This is a genomic window from Mycoplasma tracheobuteonis, assembly GCF_054456995.1.
This window is the reverse complement of record NZ_JBTKTG010000008.1, coordinates 24,550-42,760: the sequence shown is the minus strand read 5'-3', so window position 1 is coordinate 42,760 and position 18,211 is coordinate 24,550. Positions and strand designations below refer to the sequence as shown.

Here is an 18,211-nt window from a genome sequence, read left to right as displayed (position 1 = left end):
TTTATGCGATTTTCAAAAATACTTCTTATCTCTTTTACAATAAAAATAACATCTACCATTTTTTCTAAAATGTTTTCAGTCATTTTCTTGATTTTGTTTAGAAAGAGAGTATCTTAAATCACAACATTTCATACACAGTTGCTTTTTAGGTTTAAAGTTTTCATCTTGAATTAATTTATCTTGTATTTCTTCTTCGGTATATGTTTCAAACTTAAGATCTTCAAGTTGATAATCACCTTTTTCAACACTAAAAACATCATTGAAATCAAGTTCCAACAATACTTTAGAAATAAGTTTTAATTGATTATGAATTGTTACATCATTTAGCTTTAATTTTCTAAATGCTTTATTAGGAATTTCAGCATTTGCTAGATCTCTATTTGAGCTTGCATTTGCTTTAATTGTTAAGATTTGAAGAACTCAAAGTGTATTAAAATTTCCAGCAAATAATAAATTTCATTTTGCTTTATTGTTTATTTTGATGTAGTTTTCACCATATGTAGCAAACTTAACATTTTCATTAATACCAAAACTCTTTTTACTGTATTTGAAAATTAGATCGTTTTTTGATAAGAACTTGCTTGCTTTTCAAAGTGTATTAATTGATATTCCATAATCATCACTCATTTCTAAAAGTGATAAATTTAGTCCGTTGTCTTGTCTGTATTTCATTAAAAGAAAAATAAAGAAAGACATTTTGTTTTTGTTAAAGAGATTGCTAAATTCTCTGTTAATGCAAATAGACATGCTTGATAAAATTTCAATTGCTTTTTCATTCATTGAAACATAATCTGTAACATTAAATTTTTTAATATTTGCATCCATAGAATTTCGCTCCACTCTTTTTATTTGTGAGCAATTAAAAAGCCCCACTTCTTTTGAAGTAGAGCTACACACCTATTTTTCATAGTCCCAAAAGTTTAAATTAAATTACTTTATTATAATGATACAAGGAGGAAAAATGGAAGAACAATACATTATAGAAATAGAAAAATTAAATAAATCATTTAAAAAACAAAAAGCACTTAATGATTTATCTTTTAAAGTGAAAAAAGGCGAACTATTTGGATTTCTTGGTTTAAATGGTGCTGGAAAAACTACAACATTAAGTATTATCTTAGGAATTATAAAGAAAGATAGTGGAACAATAAAGGTTGAGGGGGTTGATTTAGACTCTAAACAAGGTAAAAATATTAAGAATAAAATTGGTATCGTTTTTCAAGAATCTATTCTCGATAACAAGCTAAGCGTTTATGATAATTTAATGTCTCGTGCCGCAATGTATTCAAAATATATTAAAGATAAAACAACTGAAGAACTAGTTGATGATGTAGTAAAAGATTTTGAACTTGAAGATTTTTTAAGAAAACCATATGGTTCACTCTCAGGAGGACAAAAACGTAGGGTTGATATTGCTAGAGCCCTTGTACATAAGCCTGAAATTCTTTTTCTAGATGAGCCTACTACAGGGTTAGATCCGACTTCAAGAAAACTTGTTTGAAAAATACTAAGAAAAATTCAAAGAGAAAAAGGTCTTACAATATTGCTAACTACTCACTATATGGAAGAAGCAAATAATTGTAATTATGCAATTATTATCCAAAAAGGCGAAAAGCTAGCTGAAGGTTCACCTGCTGACCTAAAAAACACATATTCAAAAGCAAAATTATATGTACATCAAGAACCAAACTCTGTGTTAGAAGAAATTTTTACATCTAATGATGCAAAATTCTTTTACGCCGATAGAAAATACTTGGTTACTTTTGCAACATACGATCAAGCTAGGGAATTTGTTCTTAAATACGGAAGTATATTAAGTGACTTTGAATTAGCTAAAGGAACAATGGATGATGTGTTCCTAAATGTAACAAAAAGTAAAGGAGATGAATAATGTATCAATTACACTGATTAATAAAAAGAAATATTAAACTATTCATTAAAGATCCTAGAAAAATGATTATGACATTTTTCTCTCCTATTATCACTATTGTTATTTTCATTCTTTTTGGTAGATATTTATTCGCTAACCAACTTTCTAATATAAAAGGCATCTCAGATTCAATTAAACAACAATACGCCGACGGAAGCTTGCTTGTAGGGCTTTTAGGACTTACAACATTAACAAATGCTATATCATTATCTGTTTTTATGGTACAAGATGCTGAGAAAAAAATATTTAACGATTTAGCTATAACACCTATAAAACCATCTATTATTCGTTTTAGTTATTTAGTCGTTAATATTCTACTTAACATGATTATTTCAATACTAATGTATATTATTGTTGTATTTTATATGCTAGCTAATGGAACCGTAAAATTATTATCAGTAAAAAGTGGATTTATTATACTTGCTATCGTTTTACTTGGATGTTTATTTAACTCTACATTCTTTAGCTTTGTATTCAGCTTCATTAAAAATGTATCAGCATTCTCTGCTTTATCAGGTGCTTTATCTTCTGTATCAGGGTTTTTAATTGGAGCATTTATTCCACTTACAATCTTGCCTGTATGACTTAAAGCATTTGCTACAGTTCTTCCTTCTACAGAAGTTGTATCATTACTAAGATACTTTACATTTTCAGGAAGTGAAGCATTCAAAATGGCTTCTAATAGTTATGATATAACGCTTGCAAATCAAACAATTGAACCTTGAATTGCATTTACATATGTTGCAGGATTCACAATTCTTTCATTAGTATGTGCCTACCTATTCACATACAATGCAAAAAGTCAAAGAAATTAATGAATAAGATTTAAAAATAGATAGACAATAAGCCTATCTATTTTTTGATTCGATTTAGCAATTGAATAATTCAATGTAAGTTCTTAGAAAGCATAATTTTCGTCATCATTTTAGGTGGGATAAACTGGAATCTAGAAGCCTTGTATACACTTTGTTGGTATGTAAAAGTGTTAAAGCCATCTTTTCCATGATATCTACCGATACCACTATTTCCAATACCACCAAATGGTAGTTTGTTATTATAAATGAACTTAGAAGTTGAGTTAAATACGATTGTACCTGCATCCAAGTTCTTTTGGATCAAATTAAAATCTTTTTTATCTTTTGAAAATACATATATAGCAAGTGGTGAAGGTTGACTACGCAATTTATTGATAACCTCTTCTAAATTATCATAAGCAACAATAGGCAGTACTGGGCCAAAAATTTCTTCTTTCATTAATGAAGAATTTTCAATTGGTTCTAGCAATAAAATCTTATCTAAATAAGAAATTTCATTTTGATTAAGTTCTTGAAAATTTAAAATTCTTTCTTCAGCATGCTTATCTATCATTTTTGCTAATTGCAAGTGATTTAAAGAATGTATTTGCTCTAAAGCCTTATTAAACTCTATGATAAAGTCATTTTTAATGCTTTTATCTATATAAATATGATCTGTGGCTAAACACGTTTGACCCATATTCATTATTTTGACAAAAATATTGTCTCAAACTGCCGATGTAATATCTGCACTTTTAGTAATGATTGCTGGATTTTTTCCGCCCAGTTCAAGCACACATGGAATCATTTTATTTGCAGCTCTTTTATAAATTTCATTTCCTACTTTGCTTGAGCCAGTAAAAAACACAAAATCAGCCTTTTTATCAATTATTTCATTAGTTTCTTCTATTCCACCTTTCATTAATAAAACTTGTTCTTTTGTAAATACAGCTTTAATAATTTTATCCAATACTTCATAAGAAGCTTTAGCTCTATCAGATAGCTTTAAAATAACATTATTACCAGCTGAAAAAGCATCAACAAGTGGAATTAATGATAGATTGAATGGATAATTTCAAGTCGCTATAATAAATACTGTTCCATATGGTTTTTTGTAAACATATGATTTACCCGGTTTTAATGAAAAAGGTGTCTGAACTTTTTTAAACTTAGATCATTTTTTAACATTTCTTAAATAAGCATTAATTTCGTTTATCACAGGTAATATTTCAGTGATTTCAGCTTCATTAACCGACTTATTTAAATCACTTTCTAAAGCTTTGTAAATTTCGTCTTTTCTAGCAAAAATTTCATTTTTAAGCTTTTTTAGTGTTATTTTTATTTCTTTTACTTTCATAGTAATTATTATAATACTTAACTTTTTAAACTTATGAAAAAGCAAAAATAAAATGCAACCTAAGTTGCATCAATAATGCTCACTATTTACGGATGTTAAGAGCTTCAATAACTTTGTTGTATTCATCAAAGTTGTTTTCTCTTAAGTGTTTTAATAACACTTTACGTTGAGCGATTTTAGCTAAGAAACCTCTTTTTGAGTGGTTATCTTTAGGGTTGTTTAAGAAGTGAGGTTTTAATAACTCAATATCTTCTGTTAAAATAGCGATTTGAACTGCTGTGTTCCCTGTATCTTTAGCGTCTTTTCCGAATTGTTTAACTAATTCAGCTTTTCTTTCTTTTGAAACCATAATATTCTCCTTTATTATGTTTTAAACCTAGCTGGTATTTATATATCAACCAAGAATAAAATTTATGTTTAATATAGTTTTATATATTATAGAGAAAAAAACTTTTTTTATAAATAAAAACATCATACCAAAAGTGCTGTATCATAGACATTTTCGCATGATGTTTTATTTTTTAAAATTTCTTAACAAGCTTGTTGTAATTTTTCTTTTCTTGCTTTAATATGTTTTTTAATAATTCTTATTATATATGGAATTATAAAACTTAAAGTGAATACAGATAATAACACAAAGAACATAATCGAATAATTTACAAAAACTTCTTGTGGTAACAACTTAATAATTTCATCATAGTCTTCATCAAAATTTCAATTTGTTTTGCCGGGGAAGAACATTTTGTGGAAACCGTTAAAGACGATATTGTAATCAATAAGTGCAATAATTAGGACAATTAGAAAGACAACAATTAAAGATATCGAAGCATAAGCGCCCAAAGAGATAATAGGAAAATCTTTTTTAAATTTTCATTTTCCTCAAATGATACATGCAATACTTAAAACAAGAGATGTAATAAATATTCCTAAGCAAATATTAAATAATTTTTTAACATCTTCAAAGTGTGATAGACCTTCATTTGTATATCCTAGTGGAGCAATATTAAAATTGCTAGTTTTATTTTGAAGGAAATCCATAACATTTGAATATATCTGGTGTATTTGAACATTATTTAATGTTCCCAATGTACCATTCTCACCTGCATGCTTAAATACTTCTTGATTTAGTTTCATTTTTTCGATGTCTATATAATATAGTCATCTTGATACAGTTGTAAAGAAAATAGATGAAGATAATATAAGTAAAAATAAAGATATAACAGTTATTATCATTAATACTATCTTTAACGTTCTGTTTTTCATTTTAATCCTATCTGCAAGGATTATTTAAAATAATTCTTAGCAATTTTAATATCATTTAAGTTGATAATATCATCAAAATTAGAAGTAATAATTCTGACTTGCTTTTTAACTTCTGTAACAACTCTTTCGTTGTTGAATTTATCATTTATTTCATAATCAAATAAATGAATTAATCTTTCATTATTTTTATTAATGTGTAAAATCCCGTAATAAACAAATTCACCAATATGAAAAAGACTTGCATACAATCCTGGATGGATTTTAGCCAACTTTTCATTTACTGTTATTTTATTAGTCATAATTATTCCAGAAAATGCATAGTCATAGGCTAATAAAGAATTAACAAGATCAATATATCCAAATTCCAAAGACTCCTTTAATTTAGAAGTAGAAATTTTTACATTTGAATCATTTAGTAAAGGTACAATTTGTATTTTGTAATTAGCTAAATATTCATCAGTTTGAAAATATTCTAAATTTCAAGCTCCTTTAGAACCGAATTTAAAATCTTCACCACCAATGAAAGTTACTTTTTTGCCTTGAGCTAAGGCAGAAAGAAATTCAGGGCCTTCTAAATGAGAAACCTTATCGAATTCTAATTGAACAACCATATCAATAGGTAGTCTAGCTAATTGTTCATATTTAGCATAATTATCCATAAAAATAGAGTTATTAAATTTAGGCATCCCTTTTTCAGCATTAAAACACACTAGTATAACTCTGCCACCATTTGCAAGTGCTTGCTTCAGTAATTGATAATGTCCTAGATGAAATGATTCAAAAGAACCTAAAATAAAATTATCTCCATCTTTTGATTCAAATTCACCAAAGTTATAAATAATTAATTCTTTCATTAAATTAATTTAAGTTCCTTAAGTTTCAAGTAAGCACCATCATACTCACAATCTAATGCTATATCTTTCGCTACACCTTTAATTCATTCATTTGCTCTTTCCATTGCAACACCATAGTATGCATCGCGAAGCATTTCATAATCATTTGAACTATCACCAAAAGCAATTAAGTTTTGATCAATTTTGTACCCTAACATATCGCATAAAATGTTTAATGTATGGCTTTTTGATACATTTTTAGGTCCGATAAATATTCCTCTAGATCATTTAGCTGAAATTTCCATATTTAAATTATTTTCTAGTATGTATTGTTCAACTTCTTTAGCAATTTCGTCAGAACCTTCTACATTTAAAGTAATTACATATAAATCATCCTTGCTTAATTCACTTTCATCAAAATTATAGTAATTTGAAACAAATGGACGTATAAATCATGAATTTAAATTCATGCTTGGAGTTTTAAAAACTTTATTAAAATCAGTAACTGCAAAAGCATTGACCTTATCTTTAAAAGCGTTATAAATTTTGATAACTTCTTCACGATTTAAGGTATTTTTGTAAACAAACTCTTTTTTATTATTATCAAAAATAAAAGCTCCGTTAGCTCCAATAAAGTAATCGATTGGATCTAATTGTTCTAGAAAATCTCCGATTGTAGCGAACTCACGAGCTGATGAAATTACAGTGGTAATTCCATTCATTTTTAGTAATGGGAAGATCTTTCTAGTATTCATCGAAAATGTTGTAGTTCCATTTGGAAGAATTGTCCCGTCAACATCAAATGCTGCTATTTTAATTAAATCTTTTAATTCTTTCATTCTATATCCTTTCTAATGCGACTTTTTTAGGTCAAAAAACATTATCTTTTACTTCGCCAACTGCACATATTAAGTTATTTTTGGGATTCAATAATAAACTCATTCCATTTTTTGCATTAACGTCAAATGGATTACCGTGCTGTATAGACTTAATATTATTGTTTTGTAAAACAATAATAGGCAATGAAATAATATCACTTATTTGTATTTCTGTGCATTCATTAGGTTTTAATTCATCAAGTTCTACATCACCAACATTTGTTCTTTTAAGTGCCGACATAATTGCATGCCTATTACAATAACTGGCTGTATCAACTAAAATAGTACGTATATAAGTTCCTTCAGAAACTGATAAAAGAACTTCTGCTTCTTGCTCATAGTAATCAAAGTTTAAAATTTCATATTGATATACCGAAATCGTTTGTGGTTTTAACTTTATTTCTTCATTATTTCGTGCATATTCATAAGCTTTCTTGCCATTTATTTTTTTTGCACTGAAAATAGGTGGAATTTGGTTTGTTGTTGTCTTGATATATGCAACAGCTTTTTGTAATTCTTCTAAGGTAATTTTATCTTCTTCATGTTGAATGATATTACCATCAACATCATAAGTGTCTGAAGAATAACCGAATTTTACTTTAGCAATATAAGTTTTATTTTTATTATCTACATATTGTAATAGTTTAGTTTCAAAATCTGTAGCTACTATCATAAGGCCTTCAGCTAAAGGATCTAGTATACCAATATGACCTATTTTATTTGCTTTTAGCTCTCTTTGCAAGGAGCGAACGGTTTTGTTAGCGAACACACCTGTTGGTTTATAAAACTTGTAAAACATATGACCTCTTTTAATATAAATATTAAAATAATTATAGCAATATAAAAACAAAATAATGTTATAATAACTTTAATTATGGATACAAAAAAGAGCCCAATTATTATTTTCACTGGACCAAGTGGTGTTGGTAAAGGAACTGTAGAAAGATTGCTTTTTGAATACGATGAGTTAAACCTATCGTTATCTTGTTCTGCGACTACTCGTCTGCCTCGCGAAGGTGAACTTGATGGTATCCATTACCATTTTATTGATGTAGATAGATTTAGAGACAAAATTAAAAGTCGTAAATTTATTGAATTTTCATACCATTTATCAAATTATTACGGAACACTTTATTCAGAGCTAGATAAAATTCATGCAAAACATAAAGTTCCTATGTTAGAAATCGAAACTAATGGTGCTAAGCAAATTATTAAAAAGTTTTCATCAGATTCTAAAGAATCAGATAAATATAATTTAATAACTATTTTTCTTGCTCCACCATCTGTTTCAGACTTAAGAGAGCGCATTTTAAAACGTGGTTCAGAAAATAACGAAACATTAAAACAAAGATTGAAGAAGGCTGAAGAAGAAATAGCTGATTCACACCTATTCAAGTACAAAATTATTAATGATGTGCCTGAGAGAGCAGCTGAAGAAATTCGTGCTATCCTTCACAAGGAGCTAGGTATTGAAGATTAATTACTATTCAGAATCTTTACAAGGTATTAGAGCAAAAAATGATGATAGAGCAAGTGTTTTTCAAAATGAAAAAGCAACACTTGCTATTTTGTGTGATGGTATCGGGGGTCATTCTTTTGGAGATGAAGCTGCTCAAACCGTTATAGATACCTTTAAAAATGAATTTGCAAATAATTTTTATGTTAAAAATAATCTAAGTGCTAAACAATGAGTGTTTGGCGTTTTTGATAAAGCTAAAACTACCTTAAAAAACATTTCTAAGTCACAAGCTGGCAAAGAATCTATGGGTACTACAGCTGTTGGATGTTTAATTCTGCACGACACTAAAAATGTTGTTATCTTTAATTCTGGCGATAGTAGATGCTATGTTGCAAAAGAACACGAATTAGTGCAAGTCACTATAGATCATAACGTTGAAAACCAACTTCTTTCTGAAGGAGAAGATATCCAAAAATATAAGCCTGAAGTACGTAAGTACTTAACAAGTGCTATATTGCCTAATTACAATACTTTAATTGAAATTTTCGAGATTTCACCCAAAGGATTTAATAACATAAAGAAAATTCTACTTACATCTGATGGAATACATGGATTTGTCTCACAAAGCGAATTGGAATATTTAGTTCTACAAGATAAACCATTAGAAACTATTGCTAAAGAAATGCTTGATTTAGCAATAGTTTCTGAGTCTAGTGATAACATGACTTTAGTTTTATTAGACTTCGAACAAGGAGATAATGATGGCAAGTAATTATTCCGTTCCTTCTAGTTCAAAAATTCATAATAAATATGTTATTAAATCAATTTTAGGCAGTGGTGGAATGGGAACAGTATTTTTAGTTTCACCTAAAAGTGATCCTAATAAAAAATATGCTTTAAAATTCATGTCCAATGTATATGATAAAGTCGCTTACCAACGTTTTCATGACGAAGCTGTTTTGCTTGGCAAAGTCCGTTCTAAACATATTCCACAACTTATTGAATATTATGGTGATAATGTTGAACAATACTATGTAATGGAATATATTTCGGGTAATACTTTATATAATATCATTCGTGCTAACGGAACACTAAATGTTAAAAAAGCTAAAACATATATCAATAAGATAGCTGAAGGTATAGGAGAATTGCACAATAACGGAGTTATTCATCGCGACATCAAAAGTCAAAATATAATTATCGATGATGCTCACAATGTTAAAATAATTGATTTAGGAATTAGCCTAACTCCTGAGTCACAGCGTTTAACGAAGGTGAATGCTGTAATTTGTAGTCCATATTATGCTGCACCTGAATATACCATTAAAGGTGCTGAAATCACTAAAGCTGTAGATATTTATGCCTTGGGCGTAGTTCTATTTGAAATGCTTACAGGTCAATATCCTTATGAAGGCGCTAGAGATCAAGATACAATAATGATGCACTATAAAAATACATTTCCTTCACCTAAAGATTATCTCGATATCCCTCAAGCAATGTGCAATGTCGTAATAAAAGCAACTGCTAAACATCCTGAAGATCGTTATCAAAGTGTCCAAGAATTCCAACAAGATTTAAAAACTTGCTTAAGTCCAGAACGCGTTTTTGAGGCACCTTTAAGTCCTAAAACAATGAAAAAGAAGCGTAAGATTTCAGACGTCATTAATTCAACTGCTTTTTTAGTTAGTTCACTTTGCTTTATTGCATTATTAATTATTGCAGTAAGTGTTGCGCTTGTAGTATTGGAGTATATTTAATGGAATATAAAGTAACAAAAATAGTATCTGGAATTTATACAGTTCAAAATGAACATGATACATTAGAAATACCTGCTGCAGGTAGATTAAGATATTTAGAACAATCTCCAGTAGTGGGTGATAATGTGATTGTATCGAACGGAACAATAACTGAGATATTACCTCAAAAAAACAGCTTTATTCGTCCTAAAGTAGCTAACATTGATCAAATGATTGTATTTATGTCTATAGGGCAACCAAAGTTCCAACCTTTTTTAGTAGATAAGTATTTTGCTATTATAGAGAATAAAAATATCGTTCCTGTCCTATTTATCACTAAAACAGACCTAAATCCATCATATGCTGAAGAAATAGCAGAACTTTATCGTGGAATGCAATATCGTGTTGAACTAATTGATAATAAAAATCCTGATAACTATATCAATAATCTAAATGGACTATTTAGTAAAAAATATTCTGTATTCATGGGGCAAAGTGGTGTTGGTAAAACAACTACCTTAAATGCTTTAGGTGAACACAATTTCTTAACTCAGGAAATTTCTAAAGCATTAGGAAGAGGAAAACACACAACTAGAGTTGTTTCTATTATCAACTTTAATGATGGGTATTTAATCGATACACCTGGTTTTTCTTCACTTTCATTAGATATGGATAAAGAAGAATTAGCAAAAAGCTTTAAAGTCTTTAAGGAATTAAGCAAAATGTGCAAATTCCGTAATTGTTTGCACCTAAATGAAAGCATTGATAATTGTGCTATAAAACAACAAGTAGGCACTAAACTAATACCTCAAATAAGATATAATAACTATATTAAATTATTAGACGAAATCACGAATGGAAGGAAATAATAATGCAAAAATATGTTACACCAAGTTTATTAAATGTTGAAGCTAATAAAAGATTAGAAATGGCTAATACACTTGTAGAAAATGGGATTAAATGAATTCACTATGATATTATGGATGGTAAATTCGTTCCTAATACAGCTATTCAAGTTGAAGAAATCGCTAATATTTCTCACAACGGAAAACCACATATCAAAGATGCTCACTTAATGGTTGTTAACCCTTATGACTATGTCGCACAAGTTAAAGATATCGTGGATATCATTACATTCCACTATGAAGCTATTGAAGATGATTTAGAAAAATTCAATGAATTTTTAACAAATAATCATCATGATCTTAAAATAGGTTTAGCAATTAAACCAGCTACTAAAGTAGAAGCTGTTAAACCATTTCTAGATCGTTTAGCTTTAGTTCTTGTTATGTCTGTAGAACCAGGCGCAGGAGGACAAAAATTTATGCCTGCTGCTTTAGATAAAATTTCAGAATTAAAACATTTAAGAGATGATAATAGTTATGATTACTTAATTCAAGTAGATGGTGGTATTAACGGTACAACAGGTCCAGAAAGCTTTTCAGCAGGTGCTGATGCTTGTGTTGCTGGTACATATATTGTTGTTGAACCGACAAGAGAACGCATTGCTACTGTATTAGGTAAATTCGCGTAATAATAATGGCTTAATGCCATTTTTATTTGCAAAAAAATCATCAAGCTAATGTTGATGATTAATTCTATTTCGATTGAAATTTTTAGAAAAGAAACGTTTAGATTCTTTTCTAATTCTACTTTCCTTTTTATTGCTATCTGCAGGTTCAATAAATCATATTGAATACATTATGCAAGCGTATTTATAGTTACAAAATAGTACAAGTGCCAATGATGTAAGGAATAAGAATACACCGAATGCAAAGAGAACTCAATATACACCTGAATAAGAATATTTATTAGTACTATTATTAAAGAAATATTCAGCAAATTTAATTGTTCCAGTTGCAGATACAGCAGCAGGGAATGTTAATGATGTTCAAGTCATTGAGTATTTTCTAAGTTTAAGCGACTTAACTAAAATTGCATAATATAAAGCCACCGATACTGTACCGAAACAAAATAAAATAATTGAAATAATTTGGAAAAACATCTGATTATTTAAAACAGTTTGACTAAGTCCATAGATATCTGTACGGTGTGGATTAAATGATACTAAATAACCTACAGCAAGCATGTTTGCTGGTGAAGCAAATATAGCCATTGAAGGGATATTTTCTTGATTTGAGTGTGGTTTAAATAAAAATTTGTAGAAAACAAAAGGATACATAATTATAAATATTACAAATCCAACAAATCAAATTCCTTGTCAGTATCATAATGGTAATACATCACCTAAATTATCAGCATATGCAGCTGAAATAGCTAGCCCAACTAAAGGAACAAATCATGAAGCATATGCTTCACCTTTAAATGTTTCTTTTTTAAAAAGGACGATTTTTAAGAAAAAACCTAAATAAATAAATTGACAAGTAACAGCTAAAAACACAACTATACTTGGTGCAATTAATAAATAATATTTAAGAGAAGGATTGTTAGTAACAAATGTGGTTACTATTCAACCTGTAGAATTTCCTAGTAAGCAGAAGCATAAGAATAATACCCCTATCATTCCAGCTACATGAGGTTTGCTGATTTCATCTCAAATAACCTTAGGTTGAAGACAATATCTTATAATTGTTAAACTAATATAAAATAAGCAAATAGACATACAAAGAATTTGTAATGCTAATCCAAATCAATTTACTGAAGGATTAGTATTTACATAACTTAATAAGAACGTACCCGTAGTTGCGATTCCCATCGTTCCTAGAGCTACACCATTAACTCCTAATGGTGTTTTTATTAATTTTTCTCTTAAATTTTTCATATTGCTATTTTAGAACTTTTTAGAATTCATATCACAAAAAAATTTATTTTTTTAGCCTAAAAATAGGCGTAAAAAAATAGCACAAACTTATGTGCTATATTTTATTATTTAACGATATCTTGAAAATCTTTTTCTAATTTTTCTGCTGCTTCAGCGTTAATTTCACTTAAAATTAATGACATTCTTAATGATGAAATTACAAATTCGTGAGCTGTTTCTTGTGAGAAACCAAATTTAACAAATTTTTCTGTAAATTCATTAATTTGTTCTGGAGTTGAATTAACATTATATTTGTTAACTATAACTCTCATAGCTTCGGCTTTTAAAGCTTCTTGACGAGCTTGTTCTAAGAATTCAGCATCTAAATCAGCTTCTGTTGATTTGATTAATTTTAAGTATTCTTGTTTCTTAATTCCGTATTGTTTTAATGAGTTTTCAAATTCTTTCTTATTACGTTCAGCAAATTGAGCAAGTAATGATTCATGAATTACTGGTTTACCTTTTTCAATCATTTGTTTGATAATTTCATTATAGAAATTAACATTTGCTTCAACGAATTTTCTAACTTTTAAGTTTCCTTTTAATACATTTTCTAATGATTTTAAGTCAGTTACATTAGCATCTTGGAACATTTTTACATTTTCGTCTGTTAATTTAAATAATTTTAATCTCTTTAATGAGTTGATTGTTACTTGGAATACAGCTTCTTTGTTTTGATATTCTTTTACAAAGTAATCAGCAGGGAATGTAACTACAACATCACCTTTGAATCCAACTTTTTTACCAACTAATTGATCTTCAAAACCAGGAATAAATGTTTTTGAACCTAATTTTAAATCGTATCCTTTAGCTTCTCCACCTTCAAATGGTTCATTGTCGATGAAACCTTTGAAATCAATATTAACTGTATCTCCTAATTCTGCTGTTGCTTTTTTATCTTCAACAATTTCTTCTACAGATAAGTTTTCTTCTAGTTCTTTGATAGCTGCTTCAACATCTTTTTTAGCAACTTTAATTGGTGAATATTTTAGTTCTAAATCTTTCATATCTACAGTGAATTCTGGTTCAAGAATAAATGTATAAGTTAGAACTAATCCTTTATCGTTAAGGTCATAAGATAAAATTGGTTGAGTTACAAATTTAATGTTATTTTTACTTACATATTCCATAACTTCAACAAAGTGTTTTGAATTAAAGTGTTTTACAGTTTCTGTTAATACAACTTCTGGGTTTAAGTGAGCTCTTAATTTTTCTTCAGGAGCTTTTCCTGCTCTATATCCCTTAACTTTAACTGATTTCATTAATTTTTTAGATGTTTCGTCTAATTTTGCTTTAAAATCAGCATCTTTAACTGTAACATTAACAACTACTTGTGCTTTATCTTTTTCTTCAGTGTGTTTAATCATTATTTCTCCTATTTTAATGTAATTAAATATTATTAATATTTTACATTGTTTTTAGTTTTTTTCGAATTGTTTAGTCTTAAAAAAATCCAATATGTTTTGTTCTGGTTTTTGTTCAAATAAGATACTTATTATATTTTGTAAGAATGGAACATCTTTAATATTGTATTCTTGAATTAACTTTTGTAAAGTTTTAGCAGTATCATAACCTTCGATTGTTCATTGTTGTTCTTGTAAAGCTTTGTCAATTCCCATTTGAGCAATTTTAGATCCGAATGAAAAGTTTCTACTTGAAGGTGATGAACATGTTAGGAAGATATCACCAAAAGATGAAAAATTATATCCAATTGTATTTTCACCATGAGGATATAAAGCTTTGTACACTTTAAAAATTTCTCCTGTTCCAAGTGTTAATAGACCTGCATGAGAATTTTGTCCTGGGTAAAATACAGATGTAATTCCTAAACCTATAGCAAGAACATTTTTTAAGGCTGAGAATAATTCAGCACCTTTTATTTCATTAAATGGTTTTACATAGAAGTGTGAATTATTGAAATACTCTGCAATTTTAGTATTAAACTCTAAATTTACCCCGACAATGTTCACCATTGTTAATTTGCCAGAGAACACTTCTGCAGCAAATGAAGGCCCCATAATTGATGAAAAATTCAGAATATTTTTTTCATAATTTTCCTTAATAAATTGTGAGAAAAATTGCTTTGTATTAGGCTCTAAACCTTTTGATAAGTTAATTATATTTATCTTTCTATCTCCTAAAATCAATGATACTTGTTTCAGTAATGAACCAACCGCCACAGAAGGAACAGCTAAGATCGCTGTATCTACATTTTCTAAAAAGTATTCTAGATTATTTGTAGCTGAAATTAATGATGGATTATTAAACTTTATATCTCCAAAATATTTTGTGTTATAACCATTATTTATATCTTTAATTTCTGACTCAGAAATACCGTACATTAATACTTTATTCCCGTTTTCTACCAGTATATTTGCAAGAGCGGAACCGAATGCACCAGTCCCTAAAACTCCGAACTTTAAATTATTTTCTTTCATATGTGTAATTTTACTTTAATTATCAAAAAAGAGTATAAAAAAATGGCAGGAGTAGCAGGATTCGAACCCACAACACACGGGGTTGAAGCCCGTTGTTCTACCGTTGAACTATACTCCTAACGTATAAGAATTATACTATAAAAGTTAATTAGAAAAAATAGAAATTACATCCTTTACGGTTTCAACATTTCTAAGCTTTTCGTCAGAAATTTCGACACCAAATTTAGCTTCTGCTTCGAATAAAAGTTCAGCTAAATCTAAAGAATCAATTCCTATTTCTTTGATTTTGTCGTCTTCTGAGATATTTTTTTTAGTTGATAGCTTTTTAAGCTCTAACATGATTATTTCTTTTTTATTCATGTTATTATTATAAAACTAATCAATAATTATCTCAAAAGATTTTTCGTCTTTTGTCGCAGTATCATCAGATACATATAATACATCTAATATCGCATGACGCGATGAAAGAAGGTTGTAATCAAAATATAATTTACCATCATTCTTTTTCAACCTTCTTGTAATATCTTTAATAATTTCAGATATCACTGTTTCATCTAAATATTTACTTCCATTTTTGTCTGTTTTAAGGAACTTTTCAAAATATCTAGATTCTAGTGTTGGTAAAAAAGCTTCTTTTTTATACAAGAGAGTATTGAATGGTTTTGTATTAACATCAGTTAAACCATTTTGTTTTGTTTTAGTCTTTTGAACATATGAATATAAATAATATCCACCTATCCCGCACAAAACACCTAAACCTATCATTATAGCAATCCCTAGAAATGGTTTAATTCAAGCGTTTGAATTTGTAGTCTTGTTCTTCAATTATTAAATAATCCTGAATATTAAAATCATTGCTAAAAATATTGGTGTACTCTTTAGAAAGGTTGATTACAAATTTATATTTTGCATCCTTTTTAGGTGCTATTTCAATAATTCTTAGTTTCTTAATAAATGAATTATCATATTCATTTGTCCCTTGCACAGAGAACTTTTTGATTATATCAGCACTAAAATAATGAGTTGAAAGTTCATATACCGCTGTAAATTCACCATCAAATTTGTATGGTATTTTTACGTTATATGATGATTGAGGAGAAGCGATTTTTTCTATTTTTTTATCAACTTCATTAGTGTATAGTAAATCTGAAATTTTGCTATCGTAACTCACGCCAGAACTATAGTAATCGTCCTTATTTATTAAGGCATTACTTTGATCATAGTACATTGTATTAAGTTTAATTTTTCCGTCCATAAACTCATTTATAATAAGATTATCGAAGGATATTGGAATATACTCGTTAAAACTTAATTCACTAGGAAATTTTAAATATTTTTTATCGTTAAACTCATACGCTGAAATAATTTTGCTATGGTGCTTTTTATTATTTAATTCTTCTAAATTGATAATAATATTGTGGTAAAACAACTCTTTTCAATATTCTTTATTTGACTCAAAGTTTATATTATAAGAGTAAGGTACTCTTATTTTTGCAGAATTTGACAAGGGAGAGATTTGAATTTTTTCTTTTGTATAAGGTTTGAATATTAATTGATAATCTTTGAGGGGAATAAGTTCTTTACCACGCGATTCACTTGTTGCGAATTGCACCACTATGCTTTCTAACTTATCGAATTGTAATCCTAATGTGGAATATGGTATTCTTTTAATCTGTTTTTTATAAACACCATCAGACATAAAGTTTATATATTCCTTATTATTTACAAACACCGATACGTAAATTGGTAATGTTCTTTTAATTAATCTATCGCTAACTCATTTTGCAATATGACCAGATATCCCTATTGGTATAATAGAAATATCATTAATTGCTTTAGTACGTTGTCTTCAGTCATATAAATTATCTTCAAAAGCTACTGTAATATCAGTAAATCCGTTACTTGCTATTCTATCTATATTTATAGCGAATAAGGCATGAAAGTTATTTATCGCATTATCTGATACTAATGTATTAACTTTTATCCGTCGCTCATTTACTGTATAAGTATCATTTTGAGTAATTAAATCAAGGTTAATCATAATCTAATTGGAGTAAGTATTTTCCAAACTCTAAAATTGCATTGTGTTTCTTTTTGTAAAATGTTGTTTTAGAAAAATGTGCTATATATCAATGCTTATTATTAGAAGTTTCAGGATCTATATATGTCTTGTGAATAATTCAAGAATTTTCAGGAGACATCATAGCTAAAATATAATTAAATATATTATGAGTTTTTCTTAAATTTGTCTCAATTTCGTCTATTAATTGCTTAATTTCTGGATCTTGAGTATTAATATATTGTATTCAAAGAAGAGCTAATCTCTTCTTAATATCTGAGTTAGATTCTTTCTTAACCTTTATAATACATTTTATGATGTTTTCAATTGCATCATATAAAACTTTTAGATTTAAACCATTTGAATCATATAATTGCTTTAATGAATCTAAATCGCCAGCATCAGCTAGTTTGCCTATTTTAGTAAGCTCATTATTAAAGAAATATGTATTCGTAGAAGCATTTGCAACTTCGATAGTGAAATTTCCTGGTTTTTTCTTTACAGGTTTTTGTTCTTCATTTCTTTTTTTCATCTTTTTTGTCCTCCTCACTTTATAAAGTAATTTAATAAAAAACTGACACTTTTTTCTTTTAAAGAATCTTGAAATCTAGCAAAAAATATAAAAAAGACTTTAAAAATACAT

General features: G+C 28.2%; 21 protein-coding genes and 1 tRNA gene. 7 read left to right on the top strand and 15 right to left on the bottom strand.

Features of this window, described 5'->3' with window-relative positions:
* Window positions 1–825: MAGa4850 family ICE element protein (locus ACX1M8_RS02430; protein ID WP_458836718.1), on the bottom strand; the 825-nt coding region annotated here is incomplete at its 3' end.
* Window positions 826–961: 136 nt separating this feature from the next.
* Between ACX1M8_RS02430 and ACX1M8_RS02425 the strand changes: the two genes are divergently transcribed.
* Window positions 962–1,891 carry an ABC transporter ATP-binding protein gene (locus tag ACX1M8_RS02425; protein ID WP_458807172.1) on the top strand — a complete coding sequence of 310 codons (930 nt, stop codon included), beginning with the start codon at window positions 962–964 and terminating at the stop codon, window positions 1,889–1,891.
* Entirely contained in the window at window positions 1,891–2,745 is an 855-nt protein-coding gene (locus tag ACX1M8_RS02420) for an ABC transporter permease (RefSeq protein ID WP_458616610.1), read from the top strand. The genes ACX1M8_RS02425 and ACX1M8_RS02420 overlap by 1 nt, the downstream gene beginning before the upstream one ends.
* A gap of 37 nt (window positions 2,746–2,782) precedes the next feature.
* Here ACX1M8_RS02420 and ACX1M8_RS02415 read toward each other — a convergent pair whose 3' ends face one another.
* The 6 genes from ACX1M8_RS02415 to truB all read right to left on the bottom strand — a co-directional run bounded on the left by ACX1M8_RS02415 (window position 2,783) and on the right by truB (window position 7,854).
* A complete protein-coding gene (locus ACX1M8_RS02415) occupies window positions 2,783–4,081 on the bottom strand; it encodes an aldehyde dehydrogenase family protein (RefSeq protein WP_458836717.1) in 1,299 nt (432 codons plus the stop codon).
* A gap of 82 nt (window positions 4,082–4,163) precedes the next feature.
* On the bottom strand, window positions 4,164–4,430 hold the full coding sequence (gene rpsO / locus ACX1M8_RS02410; protein WP_458616606.1) for a 30S ribosomal protein S15: 267 nt from the start codon (window positions 4,428–4,430) through the stop codon (window positions 4,164–4,166).
* A 182-nt stretch (window positions 4,431–4,612) separates the two neighbouring features.
* Window positions 4,613–5,344, bottom strand: coding sequence for a TIGR01906 family membrane protein (locus ACX1M8_RS02405; protein ID WP_458810673.1), 732 nt, complete (start codon window positions 5,342–5,344; stop codon window positions 4,613–4,615).
* Window positions 5,345–5,364: 20 nt separating this feature from the next.
* Entirely contained in the window at window positions 5,365–6,198 is an 834-nt protein-coding gene (locus ACX1M8_RS02400; RefSeq protein ID WP_458616602.1) for an FAD synthase, read from the bottom strand.
* The gene (locus ACX1M8_RS02395; RefSeq protein WP_458616600.1) at window positions 6,198–7,016 is read right to left on the bottom strand and encodes a YcsE-related riboflavin metabolism phosphatase; all 819 of its coding nucleotides are present in this window, start codon (window positions 7,014–7,016) and stop codon (window positions 6,198–6,200) included. Before ACX1M8_RS02395 ends, ACX1M8_RS02400 begins: the two co-directional genes overlap by 1 nt.
* 1 nt (window position 7,017) lies before the next feature.
* The gene (gene truB, locus ACX1M8_RS02390) at window positions 7,018–7,854 is read right to left on the bottom strand and encodes a tRNA pseudouridine(55) synthase TruB (protein WP_458836716.1); all 837 of its coding nucleotides are present in this window, start codon (window positions 7,852–7,854) and stop codon (window positions 7,018–7,020) included.
* A gap of 75 nt (window positions 7,855–7,929) precedes the next feature.
* Here truB and gmk point away from each other — a divergent pair, with 75 nt between their 5' ends.
* The 5 genes from gmk to ACX1M8_RS02365 are packed head-to-tail and all read left to right on the top strand — an operon-like array spanning window position 7,930 to window position 11,784.
* A complete protein-coding gene (gene gmk / locus ACX1M8_RS02385; protein ID WP_458616596.1) occupies window positions 7,930–8,535 on the top strand; it encodes a guanylate kinase in 606 nt (201 codons plus the stop codon).
* Complete coding sequence (locus ACX1M8_RS02380; RefSeq protein WP_458834791.1) at window positions 8,525–9,286, top strand: PP2C family protein-serine/threonine phosphatase; 762 nt, start codon at window positions 8,525–8,527, stop codon at window positions 9,284–9,286. The genes gmk and ACX1M8_RS02380 overlap by 11 nt, the downstream gene beginning before the upstream one ends.
* Entirely contained in the window at window positions 9,276–10,271 is a 996-nt protein-coding gene (locus ACX1M8_RS02375) for a serine/threonine protein kinase (RefSeq protein ID WP_458834790.1), read from the top strand. The genes ACX1M8_RS02380 and ACX1M8_RS02375 overlap by 11 nt, the downstream gene beginning before the upstream one ends.
* Entirely contained in the window at window positions 10,271–11,119 is an 849-nt protein-coding gene (gene rsgA / locus ACX1M8_RS02370; protein WP_458836715.1) for a ribosome small subunit-dependent GTPase A, read from the top strand. Before ACX1M8_RS02375 ends, rsgA begins: the two co-directional genes overlap by 1 nt.
* Before the next feature lie 2 nt (window positions 11,120–11,121).
* A complete protein-coding gene (locus ACX1M8_RS02365; RefSeq protein WP_458836714.1) occupies window positions 11,122–11,784 on the top strand; it encodes a ribulose-phosphate 3-epimerase in 663 nt (220 codons plus the stop codon).
* A gap of 45 nt (window positions 11,785–11,829) precedes the next feature.
* On the opposite strand, the gene ACX1M8_RS02360 is transcribed toward ACX1M8_RS02365, so the two are convergent.
* From ACX1M8_RS02360 to ACX1M8_RS02325, 8 genes are all read right to left on the bottom strand, one after another.
* Window positions 11,830–13,032, bottom strand: a complete 1,203-nt coding sequence (locus tag ACX1M8_RS02360; protein ID WP_458616586.1) for an SLAC1 family transporter — start codon at window positions 13,030–13,032, stop codon at window positions 11,830–11,832.
* 104 nt (window positions 13,033–13,136) lie between these two features.
* Window positions 13,137–14,438 (bottom strand): trigger factor, encoded by a 1,302-nt coding sequence (gene tig / locus ACX1M8_RS02355; RefSeq protein WP_458616584.1) that lies wholly within the window; start codon window positions 14,436–14,438, stop codon window positions 13,137–13,139.
* 51 nt (window positions 14,439–14,489) lie between these two features.
* Window positions 14,490–15,509: an NAD(P)H-dependent glycerol-3-phosphate dehydrogenase gene (locus ACX1M8_RS02350; protein WP_458836713.1), complete on the bottom strand. Its 1,020-nt coding sequence runs from the start codon at window positions 15,507–15,509 to the stop codon at window positions 14,490–14,492.
* Window positions 15,510–15,552: 43 nt separating this feature from the next.
* Window positions 15,553–15,627: transfer RNA gene (locus tag ACX1M8_RS02345), tRNA-Trp, on the bottom strand.
* Between the two features lie 26 nt (window positions 15,628–15,653).
* Window positions 15,654–15,848: a phosphopantetheine-binding protein gene (locus ACX1M8_RS02340; protein WP_458810683.1), complete on the bottom strand. Its 195-nt coding sequence runs from the start codon at window positions 15,846–15,848 to the stop codon at window positions 15,654–15,656.
* 36 nt (window positions 15,849–15,884) lie between these two features.
* The gene (locus tag ACX1M8_RS02335) at window positions 15,885–16,334 is read right to left on the bottom strand and encodes an MHO_1590 family protein (protein WP_458797885.1); all 450 of its coding nucleotides are present in this window, start codon (window positions 16,332–16,334) and stop codon (window positions 15,885–15,887) included.
* Entirely contained in the window at window positions 16,297–17,550 is a 1,254-nt protein-coding gene (locus ACX1M8_RS02330; RefSeq protein WP_458836712.1) for an MHO_1580 family protein, read from the bottom strand. Before ACX1M8_RS02330 ends, ACX1M8_RS02335 begins: the two co-directional genes overlap by 38 nt.
* Window positions 17,543–18,100: an MG284/MPN403 family protein gene (locus ACX1M8_RS02325; RefSeq protein ID WP_458616574.1), complete on the bottom strand. Its 558-nt coding sequence runs from the start codon at window positions 18,098–18,100 to the stop codon at window positions 17,543–17,545. The genes ACX1M8_RS02330 and ACX1M8_RS02325 overlap by 8 nt, the downstream gene beginning before the upstream one ends.
* Window positions 18,101–18,211 lie beyond the last annotated feature (111 nt).